The organism is Mesorhizobium sp. M5C.F.Ca.IN.020.29.1.1 (assembly GCF_003997375.1).
Lineage (GTDB): Bacteria > Pseudomonadota > Alphaproteobacteria > Rhizobiales > Rhizobiaceae > Mesorhizobium > Mesorhizobium wenxiniae.
The window spans coordinates 1-13,129 of sequence record NZ_RZSW01000123.1; the positions used below are offsets into that span (position 1 = coordinate 1).

The 13,129-nt window shown below is 63.3% G+C and carries 11 protein-coding genes; 10 read left to right on the forward strand and 1 reads right to left on the reverse strand.

Annotated elements, in window-relative coordinates; translation table 11 throughout:
- From mtnA to EOA85_RS12745, 8 genes are all read left to right on the forward strand, one after another.
- On the forward strand, positions 1 to 1,086 hold a 1,086-nt coding region (gene mtnA / locus EOA85_RS12710; protein ID WP_127209652.1), incomplete at its 5' end, for an S-methyl-5-thioribose-1-phosphate isomerase.
- Positions 1,087 to 1,449: 363 nt separating this feature from the next.
- Positions 1,450 to 2,277 (forward strand): phosphogluconate dehydrogenase C-terminal domain-containing protein, encoded by an 828-nt coding sequence (locus EOA85_RS12715; protein WP_127209653.1) that lies wholly within the window; start codon positions 1,450 to 1,452, stop codon positions 2,275 to 2,277.
- 269 nt (positions 2,278 to 2,546) lie between these two features.
- Positions 2,547 to 3,488, forward strand: a complete 942-nt coding sequence (locus EOA85_RS12720; protein ID WP_127209654.1) for a D-ribose ABC transporter substrate-binding protein — start codon at positions 2,547 to 2,549, stop codon at positions 3,486 to 3,488.
- Positions 3,489 to 3,564: 76 nt separating this feature from the next.
- Positions 3,565 to 4,224 (forward strand): DUF2291 family protein, encoded by a 660-nt coding sequence (locus tag EOA85_RS12725; protein ID WP_127209655.1) that lies wholly within the window; start codon positions 3,565 to 3,567, stop codon positions 4,222 to 4,224.
- Positions 4,221 to 5,777 (forward strand): sugar ABC transporter ATP-binding protein, encoded by a 1,557-nt coding sequence (locus EOA85_RS12730; RefSeq protein ID WP_127209656.1) that lies wholly within the window; start codon positions 4,221 to 4,223, stop codon positions 5,775 to 5,777. Before EOA85_RS12725 ends, EOA85_RS12730 begins: the two co-directional genes overlap by 4 nt.
- Positions 5,770 to 6,834, forward strand: a complete 1,065-nt coding sequence (locus tag EOA85_RS12735; RefSeq protein ID WP_127209657.1) for an ABC transporter permease — start codon at positions 5,770 to 5,772, stop codon at positions 6,832 to 6,834. The genes EOA85_RS12730 and EOA85_RS12735 overlap by 8 nt, the downstream gene beginning before the upstream one ends.
- Positions 6,834 to 7,871 carry a Gfo/Idh/MocA family oxidoreductase gene (locus EOA85_RS12740; RefSeq protein ID WP_127209658.1) on the forward strand — a complete coding sequence of 346 codons (1,038 nt, stop codon included), beginning with the start codon at positions 6,834 to 6,836 and terminating at the stop codon, positions 7,869 to 7,871. The genes EOA85_RS12735 and EOA85_RS12740 overlap by 1 nt, the downstream gene beginning before the upstream one ends.
- Complete coding sequence (locus EOA85_RS12745) at positions 7,868 to 9,706, forward strand: hypothetical protein (RefSeq protein ID WP_127209659.1); 1,839 nt, start codon at positions 7,868 to 7,870, stop codon at positions 9,704 to 9,706. The genes EOA85_RS12740 and EOA85_RS12745 overlap by 4 nt, the downstream gene beginning before the upstream one ends.
- A gap of 2 nt (positions 9,707 to 9,708) precedes the next feature.
- On the opposite strand, the gene EOA85_RS12750 is transcribed toward EOA85_RS12745, so the two are convergent.
- A complete protein-coding gene (locus tag EOA85_RS12750; protein ID WP_127209660.1) occupies positions 9,709 to 10,422 on the reverse strand; it encodes a transcriptional regulator NanR in 714 nt (237 codons plus the stop codon).
- Positions 10,423 to 10,564: 142 nt separating this feature from the next.
- Between EOA85_RS12750 and oiaX the strand changes: the two genes are divergently transcribed.
- Both oiaX and EOA85_RS12760 read left to right on the forward strand, forming a co-directional pair.
- Positions 10,565 to 11,815: a 3-oxo-isoapionate-4-phosphate decarboxylase OiaX gene (oiaX, locus tag EOA85_RS12755; protein WP_127209661.1), complete on the forward strand. Its 1,251-nt coding sequence runs from the start codon at positions 10,565 to 10,567 to the stop codon at positions 11,813 to 11,815.
- A 4-nt stretch (positions 11,816 to 11,819) separates the two neighbouring features.
- Positions 11,820 to 13,129 (forward strand): four-carbon acid sugar kinase family protein (locus EOA85_RS12760; protein WP_164759625.1); only part of this gene is annotated, 1,310 nt, incomplete at its 3' end.

The window sequence follows — 13,129 nt, forward strand, 5'->3', positions numbered from 1 at the left end:
GTCGGCGACCGTCACTACCGGACCATCTGGCTGAGCGACGACGGCCGTTCGGTGGACATCATCGACCAGCGCTGGCTGCCGCATGATTTCCGCGTGGAAAAAGTCGGCACGGTTGCCGGCATCGCGACGGCGATCCGCGACATGTGGGTACGCGGCGCGCCACTGATCGGCGTCACCGCCGCTTATGGCGTCGCCATGCAGATGGCCGACGATCCATCCGATGCAGCACTCGACGGCATCTGGAAGGTCTTGCACGAAACGCGCCCGACCGCGATCAATCTGCGTTGGGCGCTCGATGAGATGCGAGGTTTCCTGCGGCCGCTTCCATCTGGACAACGCGCCGAGGCTGCTTACCGGCGCGCCGGAGAAATCGCCGACGAGGATGTCGGCCTCAACCGAGCCATCGGCGTTAATGGACTTGAAATCATCAAGGAAATCGCGGTGCGCAAGCGGCCGGGAGAGCCGGTCAACATCCTGACCCATTGCAATGCCGGCTGGCTCGCCACCGTCGACTACGGCACCGCCACGGCGCCGATCTATTTGGCAACGGAAGCGGGCATTCCCGTTCACGTCTATGTCGACGAAACACGCCCGCGCAACCAGGGCGCTCAGCTGACCGCATGGGAGATGGCCGGCCATGGCGTGCCGCATACGCTGATCGTCGACAATGCCGGCGGCCATCTGATGCAGCGCGGCCAGATCGACATGGTCATCGTTGGCACCGACCGCACCACCGCCGACGGCGATGTCTGCAACAAGATCGGCACCTATTTGAAAGCGCTGGCCGCGGCCGACAACGACGTGCCGTTCTACGTCGCGCTGCCGTCGCCAACCATCGACTGGACGGTGGGTGACGGGCTGGCCGAAATCCCGATCGAACAGCGCTCCAGCGACGAGGTCTCGCTGGTCTGGGGCAAGACCGCGAATGGCGAGATTGCGCAGGTCCGCATCTCGCCGGATACGACGCCCGCGGCAAACCCGGCCTTCGACGTGACGCCGGCGCGGCTGGTCACCGGATTGATCACGGAGCGCGGCGTCGCCAGGGCCTCGCGCGAAGGCTTGAAGGCGATGTTTCCCGGACGCTGATGATCCGGCTTCATTGACTTTTTGAAGCGGTATCAGCGGATAACCGAGAGTCCAGCCGTTGATTGCCCCATCCGCAGCAAGGGCGCGGCTTGCGTCTCATCCAGAGTAGCTCGTCTCTGACAGCCGGCATTTTGGTGACGGCCGATTCTGCGTGACATCCTGGTGCTCGCCTCGCCGGCACGCGGACAAGTTAAAGCGACGCGATCGTCCGTCGATGCGGTGGGCGATGCTAACAACTACGAAACTGACGGAGCGGGCCGCATCCGATTCCTATCCAGTTGCCAAGCCGTGGTAGTGTGATTATACCAGTTGATTAGATGACGATCGGCCGGGCCATCGTTCGAGATCGGGAGTAACGGCTAGATGACAACGATAGCGCTGTTTGGTGCCGGCGGCAAAATGGGTTACCGCCTGTCGACCAATTTTCGCGGCTCTCACTACACGATACGCCATGTCGAGGTCAGCGACGTCGGCCGCGAGCGGCTAAAGACGGGGCTGGGCATCGACGCGGTCAGCGCCGACGAAGCCCTCGATGGCGCCGAAGTGGTCATCCTGGCGGTTCCCGACACCCATATCGGCAAGGTGGCGGCCAGCATCGAGGGCAAGCTTGCTGCCGGCACTATGGTCGTCGTGCTGGACGCCGCAGCACCTTTCGCCGGCCATTTGCCCAAGCGGCCGGACCTGACCTATTTCGTCACCCATCCCTGCCATCCGCCGATCTTCAACGACGAGACCGATATGGCGGCCAAGAAGGACTATTTCGGCGGCGTCAAGGCCAAGCAGCATATGGTCAGCGCGCTGATGCAGGGACCGGAGGAAGATTTCGCCAAGGGCGAAGCGATCGCCAAGATCATCTGGGCCCCGGTCATGCGGTCGCATCGCGTCACGGTCGACCAAATGGCGCTGCTCGAACCCGGCCTTTCGGAGACTGTCTGCGCCTCGTTGCTGGTCGTGATGAAGGAAGCGGTCGACGAGGTCGTCGCGCGCGGGGTCGACCAGCAGGCCGCACTCGACTTCCTGCTTGGCCACATGAACGTGCTCGGCGCCGTCATCTTCGGCGAGACCAAGGGCGTGTTCTCCGATGCCTGCAACAAGGCCATCGAGTTCGGCAAGCCGGTCTTGATGCGTGACGACTGGAAACGGGTCTTCGAGCCGGAAGAGATTGCAGCGAGCATTCAGCGCATCACCTGAGGCAGGTACATATCATCTGAATTAGTGATTGACTCATCATACCAGTTGGCTTAGCTGTTCGTAAGCTCGGGCCAACCCGGGCCTCGCCAGGGAATTCGAGGCTTGGGCGAGCGGAGGAGGCCGGGGACCGGGGGCGCGACGATCCGTTCAGAGGAAGCCGGCAAACGGTTTTGAAACTGAGGCGATCCGCGATCTCTTGTGCCGCCTGGCGAATTGAGACGCAGACAGTGGCCTAAGTTGATCAGGGCTTTTTCAAACGGGAGGAAATCATGAAACTCACTCGCAGAATAACACTTGTAGCTTTTGCCGGCATGCTGGCGCTTGGCACCGCCGCACCCGCCTATGCGGCGGATCTCATTGCCATCATCACGCCCTCGCACGACAACCCGTTCTTCAAGGCGGAAGCCGTCGGCGCGGAAGCCAAGGCCAAGGAACTCGGTTATGAAACGCTGGTGCTTGTCCATGACGACGACGCCAATAAGCAGTCGGAGCTGATCGACACAGCGATCGGCCGCGGCGCCAAGGCGATCATCCTCGACAATGCCGGCGCCGACGCCACCGTCGCCGCCGTGCAGAAGGCCAAGGACGCGGGCGTTCCGTCCTTCCTGATCGATCGCGAGATCAACGCCACCGGCGTCGCCGTCGCGCAGATCGTCTCCAACAACTATCAGGGCGCCCAGCTCGGCGCGCAGGAATTCGTCAAGCTGATGGGCGAGAAGGGCAATTTCGTCGAGCTGGTCGGCAAAGAATCCGACACCAATGCCGGCATTCGCTCGAAGGGCTATCACGATGTCATCGACGAGTATCCGGACCTGAAGATGGTGGCGCAGCAGTCGGCCAACTGGAGCCAGACCGAAGCTTATTCCAAGATGGAATCGATCCTCCAAGCTAACCCGGACATCAAGGGCGTGATCTCCGGCAACGACACGATGGCGATGGGCGCCTATGCCGCCCTTGCCGCCGCCGGCCGCAAGGATGTCATCGTCGTCGGGTTCGACGGATCGAATGACGTGCGCGATTCGATCGCTTCAGGCGGCATCAAGGCCACAGTCCTGCAGCCGGCCTATGCGCAGGCGCAGATGGCAGTCGAGCAGGCCAACGACTTCATCAAGAACAAGAAGTCTCCGGCCGAGGAAAAGCAGCTGATGGACTGCGTCCTGATCAATGGCGACAATGCCGCCAAGCTGGAAACCTTCGCGCTGACCAACTGAGCCGGCGTGACATCAATCGCAAGGGACGAGCTTCCGGGTCGTCCCTTGCTTCCATTTACTGGGTGCCCTGACCGCCATGCCGAACAAGCCGACATGTTCGATCCTCGCCGCGCCGATCCTTGCCGTGACCGTCGGCGTCAGCCTGACCGCCTGCAAGGTCCTGCCGACACCGTCAGCCGAAAACGGCGGCAAACCTCCGGCCTTCAATGCGGACAAGATGGTCGGCGATATCTGGGCTGCCAAGGCGGTGCCCTATCTCCAGCAGAAGGCCGGGCCATTTCCCGAGGTTCACGCCCTGGCGAAAGCCGATCCAGCGGCTGCCGGCGCCAAGTATGGCAATCCGAAGAAGCAGGCGAATTCGCCATGGACTTTCTCGGTTCGCCTCGAAGGCAAGATTGTTGCGGCGAATACACAGTCACGCGCGGCAACCATGGATGTCGATGCCGACGGCGACGGCAAGGCGGATGCGCGGGTGCAGATCGGACCCGCAATGCGTGGCACCGCGCTACGCGACAGTCTCGACTTCATCCAGTTCAACGATTTCATCAACCAGATCGACTTCGCCCAGTTCGGCAAGGCGTTCAACACCTACGCCGACAAGACAGTGCTTTCCAAGCTGCCGCGAGAAGCGCTGGAGGGCCGGAGCGTCAGGGTTGTCGGCGCCTATGTCATCGGCAGCGGCCAGGACCTGCCGCTGGTGACGCCGGCGGAGGCAGAGATCGGGCCGAAGCCATGACTGCCGCCACCGATCACGATGTCATCCTGACGCTGGAAGACGTCTCCAAGGTCTATTCGGGCACCGTCGCGGTCAAGCGCGCGAATTTCGAGGTGCGCAAGGGCGCGGTCAACGTGCTGGTCGGCGAAAACGGCGCCGGCAAATCGACGCTGATGAAGATCATCGCCGGCGTCGAACAGCCGACGCTCGGCCGCATAATCCTGGAGGGCGAAGAGGTTTCCTTCTCCTCATCCGGGGACGCGGTGAATCGCGGCATCGGCATGGTGTTTCAGGAGCTGAACCTGTTTGGCAACCTGACGGTCGCAGAAAATATTTTTGCCACCCGCGAGATCACCAACCGGCTCCGCAAGATCGACAGCCGAGAACAGGAGCGCCGCGCGGCGGAATTCCTCGAGCGGCTGGAAGCCGGCATCCGGCCGGACATGCTGGTCGAGGATTTGCGTATCGGCCAGCAGCAGCTGGTCGAGATTGCCAGGGCGGTTTCGCTCGATGCGCGCATCCTGATCATGGACGAACCGACCTCGGCGCTGAGCGCGGCGGAAGTCGAGATCCTGTTCAAGGTGATTGCCGACCTCAAGGCGCGCGGCGTGGCGATCGTCTACATCTCGCACCGGCTCGAGGAACTGATCCGCATCGGCGACTACATCACCGTGCTGCGCGACGGGCGGATCACCGGCCAGGAGAAGATGAAAAACGTCGCCACGCAATGGATCGTGCGGCAGATGATCGGCTCGGACGCCAAGGACTTCGCCAAGGCCGACGGCCATGTTCCGGGCGAAGAGATATTCCGCGCCGAGGACATCTGCCTGCCGCGCGTGACCGGCGGGCTTGCGGTCGATCACGTCTCGCTGTCGCTGCGCGCCGGCGAGATTCTCGGCATATACGGCCTGATGGGCGCCGGACGCAGCGAATTGTTCGACTGCATCATGGGACGCCATGGCCATGCCACCGGAACGATCTTCATCGCCGGCAAAAAGATCAGAGAGCGCGACACGACACGGCGGATCCGGCGCGGGCTGGCGCTGATCCCCGAGGACCGCCAGCGCGAAGGGCTGGTGTCGATCCTCTCGGTCGCCAGCAACCTGACGCTGGCCAGCCTGTCGCGGTTTGTCCGCATGTTCCATATCCGTGGCGCCAAGGAAAACCAGGCGGTGACGCAGATGGTGCGGGAGCTGGCGATCAAGGTCGCCAATCCGGCGCAAGAGGTCTCGTCGCTGTCGGGCGGCAACCAGCAGAAGGTGGTCATCGGCAAGGCGCTGCTCACCGGACCCAAGGTGCTGCTGATGGATGAACCGAGCCGCGGCATCGATGTCGGCGCCAAGGCCGACGTCTTCCGCACCATGCGCAAACTGTCCCGCGACGGACTGGGCATACTTTTCGCCACCTCGGATCTCGACGAGGTGATGGCGCTGTCCGACCGGATCGCGGTGATGAGCAATGGAAAACTGACCGGCATGTTCGATCGCGCCGAGGCGACGGAGGCGGCACTTGTCGCCGCATCGGCGCTTGGCCACGGACCGGTCCCGCACACGGAGAGCCACGTCCATGACTGACATCCCGGCCAAGGCTTCAGTTGCCTCCGCCTCGAGCGGCTCCGTCCTGCTGACGCTGATGAAGGCGAGGACGTTCATTGCGTTGATCGCTGTCCTGATCTTCTTCTCGATCGCGGCGCCGAATTTCCTGTCGGCCGCCAACCTGATCCTGATGTCGAAGCACGTGGCGCTGAACGCCTTCCTCGCCATGGGCATGACCTTCGTCATCGTCACCGGAGGCATCGACCTCTCGGTCGGCTCGATCGTCGGCCTGTGCGGCATGGTCGCCGGCTATCTCGTGCTCAACGGCATCGACCTGCAGGTCGGCTATACGATCTATTTCAACGTCTTCGAAATCGCACTGATCACGCTGGCGGTCGGCATATTGATCGGCGCCGTCAACGGATTGCTGATCACCAGGCTGAATGTCGCGCCGTTCATCGCCACGCTCGGCGTGCTCTATGTCGCACGCGGCCTGGCGCTGCTGTCGTCCGATGGCCGCACCTTCCCGAACCTTGTCGGCAAGCCCGATCTGGGTACGACTGGGTTCGGCTTCCTCGGCGCCGGCCGGTTGCTCGGCCTGCCGGTTTCGATATGGATACTTGTCGTCGTAGCACTTGGGGCGGCCTATCTCGCCAAATACACCCCGCTCGGCCGCCACATCTTCGCCGTCGGCGGCAACGAACGGGCGGCGCGGATTTCGGGCGTCAGGGTCAACATGGTGAAGATGTTCGTCTACATGTTCTCCGGCTTCTGCGCGGCGGTCGTCGGCCTGATCATCTCGTCCGAGCTGATGGCCTCGCATCCGGCGACCGGCGAGAGCTTCGAGCTCAACGCCATCGCAGCGGCGGTGCTCGGCGGCACCTCGATGTCGGGCGGCCGCGGCACGATCGGCGGCACCATCGTCGGTGCCTTCGTCATCGGCATTCTCTCCGACGGGCTGGTCATGATGGGGGTGAGCTCGTTCTGGCAGATGGTGATCAAGGGCCTTGTCATCATCGTCGCTGTCGTCGTCGACCAGGCGCAGCGCCGGCTGCAGAGCCGCGTGACGCTAATGCAGATGGCAAAGGCGGGCTGATGGCGGCGGAACTGCGTGGAGCGCTGATCGGCTGCGGCTTCTTTGCCGTCAACCAGATGCACGCCTGGCGCGACATCGCCGGTGCCTCGATCGTCGCCATCTGCGACCGCGATTCGGAACGGCTTAGGATAGTCGGCGACCAGTTCGGCATCACGCGGCGCTATACCGACGCGGCAGCACTTTTTGCCGCCGAAAGACTGGATTTCGTCGATATCGCCACCACCGCGCCGAGCCACCGTCCGCTTGTCGAGATGGCGGCGCGGCATCGCGTTCCGGCAATCTGCCAAAAGCCGTTCGCGCCGACGCTTGCCGATGCCAAGGCCATGGCGAAGGCCTGCTCTGACGCCGGCGTGCCGCTGATGGTGCATGAGAATTTTCGCTGGCAGTCGCCGATCCAGGCGGTGCACGCCGTGCTCGACAGCGGTGACATCGGCACGCCCTTCTTCGGGCGGATCTCGTTCCGCTCGGCCTATGACGTGTTTTCCGGCCAGCCCTATCTGGCGACGGGAAAGCGCTTCATCATCGAGGACCTCGGCATCCACAGTCTCGACATTGCCCGCTTTCTGCTGGGCGACGTTTCGACGATCACGACACGAACCGCTCGCATTAATCCTGAGATTGCCGGCGAGGACGTCGCAACCATGCTGATGGACCACGAGAGCGGCGCAACGTCTGTGGTCGATTGCAGCTATGCGACCAAGCTCGCCACCGAGCCGTTTCCGCAGACGCTGGTCGAGATCGACGGCAGCGGCGGCACGATCCGGCTCGAGCAGGATTACCGACTCACCGTCACCGGCAGGAACGGAACGGCGGTCAGCGACGTCTCGCCACCGCTGCTGCCATGGGCATCGCGACCATGGCACAACATCCAGGAAAGCGTCGTCGCCATCCAAAAGCACTGGGTCGATTGCCTGGCGAACGGGACCGAGCCGGCAACCTCGGGTGCGGACAATCTCAGGACATTGGCGCTGGTCGAGGCCGCCTATGCGGGCGCTGCGAGCCGTGAGCCGGTGCAGCTCGACACTTTGTTGAGATGACCGCCGACGCCTCCCTCCTTTATGGCACGCGCGCGGTCGGGGCCGAGCCGGTCAGGCTGCGCGCCGGCGCACTCAGCGCCGACTTCGTCAACGGCAATCTGCGCACCATCCGCCACGGCGGCACGGAAGTGCTGCGCACCATCGCTTATGTCATCAGGGACCGCGATTGGGGCACTTACGAGCCGGCGCTCACGGATTTAGTCATCGACCAGGGTGCCGACACTTTCTCCGTCAGCTATTCGGCAAGTTGCGTCGGACCAAAGGGAAGCCGGCTCGGCTTTCGCGCGACGATCGAAGGTTCCGCCGACGGCCAGCTGGTTTTCGACGTGAGCGCGCGTCCCGAAGACGATTTCGAGACCAATCGCTGCGGCTTCTGCATCCTGCATCCGATCGCCGGCCTGGCCGGCAGCCCGATCACCGTCGAGCACACCGACGGCAGCGTGGTGGAAACGAAGCTTCCGCAGCTGATCGACCCCTGGCAGCCTTTCAAGGATTTGCGGGCGATCACTCATGAGGTCCGGCCCGGCGTCACCGCCGAATGCCGGATGGAAGGCGACGTGTTCGAGATGGAGGACCAGCGCAACTGGTCGGACGCGTCCTACAAGACCTATGTCCGGCCGCTCGCGCTGCCATGGCCCTATATGCTGCCTGCCGGCGAGACTCTGCGCCAGACAATCAGCTTGCGCATCTCAGGCGACGTGAAGGCGCCGGCTGCCGCAACAGCCGCCGAACACGTCCGCGTCGAGCTCGGCGAAGCCGGACCGGCACTACCGGATATCGGCGTGATCATCTACCCGGATGAGGTCGAGGCGGCGCTGGCAAACCTGCCGACGCTGTCCGCGCTTGGTCCGCAACAGCTGACGTTCCACTACGACCCGACGTGTGGCCACGGCCTCGAAGCCTTGCAGTCCTATGCCCGGCTCGCCGCAGCCTGCCCGGTCGAGACGACGCTTGAATGCGTCGTTTCCTGCGTTGGCGATCTCGACGCTGAGCTTTCAGGCGTCGCCGATGCGGTGCGACAGGCCGGGCTGAAGCTCTCGGCCATCGCGGTTTCGCCCTCGGTCGACCGGCAGTCGACGCCGCCGGGCAGCGCATGGCCTGAATGTCCGCCGCTCGAGGACGTCTATGCCGCCGCGCGGCGCGCCTTTCCCGATATCCGCCTCGGCGGCGGCATGTTCAGCTATTTCACTGAGTTGAACCGCAAGCGCGTTCCCGCCGACTTGCTCGATTTCGTCACCCACTGCACATGCCCGATCGTGCACGCCGCCGACGATCTCAGCGTCATGCAATCGCTGGAGGCGCTGCCTTTCATCACTGCATCGGTGCGGGCGATCTTCGGGCCAAAACACTACCGGATCGGCCCGTCGACCATCGCCATGCGGCAGAACCCCTATGGCGGTGCGACCAAGGCCAATCCGCACCGTCAGCGCATCGCCATGGCCGACCGCGATCCTCGCCATGCCGGCATGTTCGCGGCAGCATGGACGATCGGCTATGCCGCGCGCGTCGCCCCGGCCGGGCTGGAGATGCTCACGCTGTCCAGCTTCACCGGACCGTTCGGCGTGCTGGCGGCATCCGGGGAACCCGTCGGCGAAGGTGAACCCCGGCCGATTTTCGAGGCTATCAAGGGTCTTTGCGAACTGGCCGGCTTCAGGCACATAGCGGCGAGGACTAGCGATGAGACGCGGGTGCTCACGCTGGCCGGCCGTTCTCCCGCGGGCCAGACCGTCATGTGGCTGGCGAATCTGACGGCGAGCGAAGTGACGGTTGATATTTCCGGGTTCGAACGACGCCACCTTGTGATGCCGCCTTACGCGATCACCCGGAGCCGGTGAAATCAGTTGCCGGAATTCATCACATAGAGCGCGCGCGAGCGCTCGAGGTGCTTGATCATCGCCTTCTCGGCTGCGTCCGCATCCTTCTGCTCGATGCGCCCGATGATCTCTTCGTGCTCGGTCAGCGTGAAGTTTTCCTTGCCGGTCCAGATCAGCATCTCGGTGTGATATTCCTTCAGCCAGCCAAGCATCGCTTCGCTGACCGCGACATAAATCGGGTTGCCGGATATTGCCGCGATCTGGGTATGAAACTTCATGTCGGCGGATATGAAGGCCTCGGAATCGCCGCGAAAGCTCCGCTGTTCGGCAACGGTTGCCCGCAGCCGCTGAACGTCCTCTGCTGTGGCCTTTTCGGCGGCCTGCCTGACCATGCCGCGCTCGAAGAAGATGCGGGCGTTCTTGAGGTGCTCCAGCGTGTCCTTCGATGACGACAGGATGATCTTGGCCGCGCCGTCGACCTGTTTGATGATCGACTTGGCAGTCAGCTGAAGCACTTTCGCCCGCTCGCCATGCGAGATCGCGACGAGACCCATATTGCTCAACGCCTGCATCGCTTCGCGGATCGCCGGCCTGCCGACCTCGAAGCGCTCCATCAGTTCGCGCTCCGACGGCATGTCGTCGCCTGGCTGCAATTCGCCACTGGTAATCAGGCGCTTCAGCCTCAAAAACACTTCGTCGGAAAGCTTGCGCCGGACGATCGGCTCCGAACGGTTCATCGTCGCGAATCACTCCTTGACCGGTGTCTATTTAGCATTGTCACCCACGATTCCCAGAATGCCTTTCCGGGCAGGATATCGCTTGCAATACTTATGTACTCATTATACCAGATTTCGAAGATCAGGGAAATTTTTTCGAACTATGATCACCCTCACCTATCGCATCGAGACCTCGGCGAGCATCGAGGCGCTGGCGGCCAAGATCGCCAGCGACCAGTCGACCGGAACCTTCGTCGCGCTGCCCGGCGAGACCGAAGAGCTCAAGGCGCGGGTGGCTGCACGCGTCCTGGCGATACGGCATCTGCCGGACGCCGATCGCTCGTCCCTTCCCGAAACCGGTGACGGGCCTTTCAGGCGCGCGGATGTCGACATCGCGTTTCCATTGGATGCCATCGGTACCGATCTTTCGGCGCTGATGACCATCGCCATCGGTGGCGCCTATTCGATCAAGGGCCTGTCCGGCATCCGCGTCGTCGACATGAAGCTGCCGGATGAGTATCGCAGCGCCCATCCGGGTCCGCAATTCGGCGTCACCGGCAGCCGCCGACTGACCGGCGTGGAGAACCGCCCGATCATCGGGACGATCGTCAAGCCGGCGCTCGGGCTTCGACCGCGCGAAACGGCGGAGATGGTGGGTGAGCTGATCGCGGCCGGCGTCGATTTCATCAAGGACGACGAGAAGCTGATGAGCCCGGCCTATTCGCCCCTGTCGGAACGGGTGAAGGCGATCATGCCGCTCGTCCTAGACCATGAGCAGAAGACTGGTAAAAAGGTCATGTATGCCTTCGGCATCTCGCATGCCGATCCTGACGAGATGATGCGCAACCACGATCTGGTGGCGAAGGCCGGCGGCAATTGCGCTGTGGTCAACATCAACTCCGTCGGCTTCGGCGGCATGGCTTTCCTCAGAAAGCGCTCCAGCCTGGTGATCCACGCCCACCGCAACGGCTGGGACATTCTCACCCGTCACCCCGGGCTTGGCATGGATTTCAAGGTCTGGCAGCAGTTCTGGCGGCTGCTCGGCGTCGATCAATTCCAGATCAATGGCATCGCCTCGAAATATTGGGAGCCGGACTGGTCATTCGTCGAATCCTTCAAGGCGGTGACCACGCCGATCTTTTCGCCGGATGATTGCGCGTTGCCGGTCGCCGGCTCCGGCCAGTGGGGCGGACAGGCCCCCGAAACCTACCGGCGAACCGGCCGAACGGTCGATCTTCTCTATCTCTGCGGCGGCGGCATCGTCAGCCATCCGAACGGGCCGGGTGCCGGCGTGCGCGCGGTGCAGCAAGCCTGGCAGGCGGCGGTCGATAATATCCCGCTGGCGGAGTTCGCCCTGACCCATCCCGAATTGGCGCGGTCGATCGAGAAATTCGGCGACGGCAAAGCAGCCTGACCCCATGCAAAATCTGCTTCTCAGCTACTATGGCGATGATCTCACCGGCTCGACCGACGTCATGGAGGCGCTCGAGCTCGGCGGTGTGCCGACCGTGCTGTTCATGCGCCAGCCGGACAAGGCTCTGCTTTCGCGGTTCAGGCATTGCCGTGCCATCGGCCTGGCCGGTACCAGCCGCAGCGAGACGCCGCAGTGGATGGACACGCATCTGCGGGGCGCCTTGGCCTGGCTGAAGACCCTGAACGCCGAGATCTGCCACTACAAGGTCTGCTCGACTTTCGATTCCAGCCCAACGATCGGCAGCATCGGCCGGGCGATCGAGATTGGCCGCTCGGTTTTCAGCCAGGAAAGCGTGCCGCTGGTGATCGGCGCGCCGCAGCTCAAGCGCTACACCGCCTTCGGCCATCTGTTCGCGACCTACCGCGACAAATATTTCCGTATCGATCGCCATCCCGTGATGAGCCGCCATCCGACCACGCCGATGGATGAATCCGATTTGCTGATCCATCTGTCGCGCCAGACAGACCTCACCTCGGGGCTGGTCGACCTCGCGACGCTGCAGTCAGCGTTCCGATCGGAAGTGTTCGATCGGCTGACCGAAAATGGCAGCGATATCGTGCTTTTGGACGTCGACAGCCGCGAGACTCAGGCGCTTGCCGGCAAGGAGATATGGCGCGTTCGCACGCCGGGCGGCTATTTCGTCGTCGGCTCCTCCGGGATCGAATATGCGCTGCTGGCCGAATGGGCGTCGAACCATACCGTCAGTGCCGAGTCCAGCTTTTCGCCGCCGGGCGCGGCCGACCGGATCGCGGTGGTCTCGGGCAGTTGTTCGCCGACAACGGAACGACAGATCCGGCATGCTTTGACGGACGGTTTCGACGGGATCGAGGTGGACCCTGTCGAACTGGTCTCAGAGGATTCCGACAAGGCGATCGCTCGTGCGGCAGCAAGCGGTCGCGCCAGTCTGGAGGCCGGGCGCAGCGTCGTCCTCTACACGGCGCTTGGACCAGCAGCCGACCGCGGCGCCGAAATCGACCGGCAGGCAGGCGCCCGCCACAAGCTTGGCCGCGGCCTCGGCGAACTTCTTCGCGAGCTGACGATCGAACAAAAGTTGCAGCGCGTGGTCATCGCCGGCGGCGACACGTCGAGCCATGCACTCGGCCAGATGGGCGTCGATGCGCTGACGGTGCGGATGCCGCTGCCCGCCTCACCAGGTTCGCCGCTCTGCGTCGCCCACTCGCGCGTCAAGACGATCGATGGGCTGGAAGTTGCGCTCAAGGGCGGACAGGTCGGAACCGATCGCTATTTCTGCGC

Bases quoted from the DNA above. Each gene is read 5' to 3' on its own strand.
- EOA85_RS12715 (WP_127209653.1), top strand. From the start codon at position 1,450: ATGACAACGATAGCGCTGTTTGGTGCCGGCGGCAAAATGGGTTACCGC.
- EOA85_RS12720 (WP_127209654.1), top strand. From the start codon at position 2,547: ATGAAACTCACTCGCAGAATAACACTTGTAGCTTTTGCCGGCATGCTG.
- EOA85_RS12725 (WP_127209655.1), top strand. From the start codon at position 3,565: ATGCCGAACAAGCCGACATGTTCGATCCTCGCCGCGCCGATCCTTGCC.
- EOA85_RS12730 (WP_127209656.1), top strand. From the start codon at position 4,221: ATGACTGCCGCCACCGATCACGATGTCATCCTGACGCTGGAAGACGTC.
- EOA85_RS12735 (WP_127209657.1), top strand. From the start codon at position 5,770: ATGACTGACATCCCGGCCAAGGCTTCAGTTGCCTCCGCCTCGAGCGGC.
- EOA85_RS12740 (WP_127209658.1), top strand. From the start codon at position 6,834: ATGGCGGCGGAACTGCGTGGAGCGCTGATCGGCTGCGGCTTCTTTGCC.
- EOA85_RS12745 (WP_127209659.1), top strand. From the start codon at position 7,868: ATGACCGCCGACGCCTCCCTCCTTTATGGCACGCGCGCGGTCGGGGCC.
- EOA85_RS12750 (WP_127209660.1), bottom strand. From the start codon at position 10,422: ATGAACCGTTCGGAGCCGATCGTCCGGCGCAAGCTTTCCGACGAAGTG.
- oiaX (WP_127209661.1), top strand. From the start codon at position 10,565: ATGATCACCCTCACCTATCGCATCGAGACCTCGGCGAGCATCGAGGCG.